The following is a 417-nucleotide window of genomic DNA, read 5'->3' as shown; positions in this document are numbered from 1 at the left end:
GTACCTATTATTATTGGGTAAATGCTTCTTCCAATCGTATTGATAAATATGGAGATATGAAGAACCTTATTCAAGACATATTTCATCATCATAAGGGACGTTATGGATATCGTCGTATTACACTAGAGCTCAGACGCCAAGGCTATGTACTAAATCATAAAACTGTACGTCGTTTAATGAAAGAATTAGGATTAAAATGTTTAGTTCGAGTTAAAAAATATCGTTCTTATAAAGGAAATGTTGGAGAAACAGCTCCTAATGTCCTGCAGCGTGATTTTCAAGCTACTCAGCCTAATCAAAAATGGGTAACAGATGTGACAGAGTTTCACCTGTTTGGCAAAAAGCTTTATTTATCCCCTATACTGGATCTTTTTAACGGTGAAATTATCTCTTATCACATCGAATCAAAGCCTATCT

At 34.5% G+C, this 417-nt stretch carries 1 protein-coding gene; it reads left to right on the top strand.

All coding sequences use genetic code 11. The features are described from left to right. Positions 1–417 (top strand): IS3 family transposase (locus AC1DWA_RS33555; RefSeq protein WP_477917838.1); only part of this gene is annotated, 417 nt, incomplete at both ends.

The sequence above is a fragment of the Rhodococcus sp. P4_F3_2 genome, from assembly GCF_056401335.1.
Note: the sequence above shows the minus strand (reverse complement) of the source record. Positions and strands in the feature narration are given on the sequence as shown.